This is a genomic window from Agromyces sp. NPDC055658, from assembly GCF_053618155.1.
In genome coordinates this window covers 1-1,110 of record NZ_JBSHHD010000138.1, presented here as the reverse complement: position 1 = coordinate 1,110, position 1,110 = coordinate 1, and the positions used below count along the sequence as shown (strand labels likewise).

Below are 1,110 nucleotides of genomic sequence, written 5' to 3'. Positions count from 1 at the left end.
CTGGCCGGCCGACATCTTCACCCGGTCGAGCGATTCCTGCAGCTGACGGGCCCCGGGATCCCAGGCGTAGCCTCGTCGGGCCCAGGCGAAGGCACCCTTGTCGTGGGTGGTCAGCTCGATCCGGTCGATGCCCGAGTTCACGTAGAAGCGTTCGAGCTCGGAGGTCACCGCCTTCGAGAATCCCCTGCCCCGCAATGGCGTGCCGTCGGGCAACTTCTTATTGATGACGAAGCCGCTGTGATACGCGACGAGGTTGCCCGCGCTGTCCCTGTCGAACGACCGCTGGATCTTCCCGATCTTGGTATCGCCGTCGTAGATGTCGCCGGTGAGCATGACCTCGCCGGGCAGGTTCACCGCGCTGAACTGGATGCGGTAGGGCCCGTACACACCGGACAGGTCCCGGGCGAGTTGTTGGACCCGGGCATGGTCGGAGGCGTTGTCGACCACGTCACCCAGTGGCTCGGCGTAGCGGCTGTCCACGAGCCGGGTGGCCGGATCCTGGGCGCGGTACTCGGCCTGCCGCCGGGTGAAGTCCGGATCAGTCTGGGGGCCTTGCACATTGCCGACGGCATCGGCCGCGTCGAGCTGCAACGGCACGTCGGCGGTCATCGGCCCGACCGGATCGCCGTTGGTGCGCAGGTAGCCGACCGCGGTCTGGGTCACCGCGTGCCGGCCCCAATGTGGTGGCCACGGCGAGTACTGCCGGGTGTGCGGGTCGTACAGCTGCACCTGGCCGTCGACCTTGACGGCCAGATAGGCGTGACCACCCTGCCGTCCACCGGCCCACTGCGACGTCAGCACGGCCACCCGCAGCGACGGGTCACCCAGCAGTCTTGCCTCGACCTCGTCGTAGGTCGCGAACGTTGCATCAGATCCGACGGCTTGGAACAGCGCCCGCGCCGGCACACCGCGCCGCGACGGGGTGGCGTCCAGACTGAACTTCCGGCCGAACAACGAGGACAGCTCGTCGGAGCCCGTGACGGCGCAGTTGGGCGGCCGGCGCCACAGCGCGTTCCAGAACCGCCGTCCCCCCACCCGATCTCCGGCGGGTTCGACGGTGCGCAGCAATGGCGCTTGGCGGCTGCGTCCCATCTCGGTGCGGTGCTGCTC

General features: G+C 68.7%; 1 protein-coding gene. It reads right to left on the bottom strand.

Annotated features, from left to right (window positions below):
- Positions 1-1,110: hypothetical protein (locus ACWGPE_RS19165; protein WP_452049341.1), on the bottom strand; the 1,110-nt coding region annotated here is incomplete at both ends.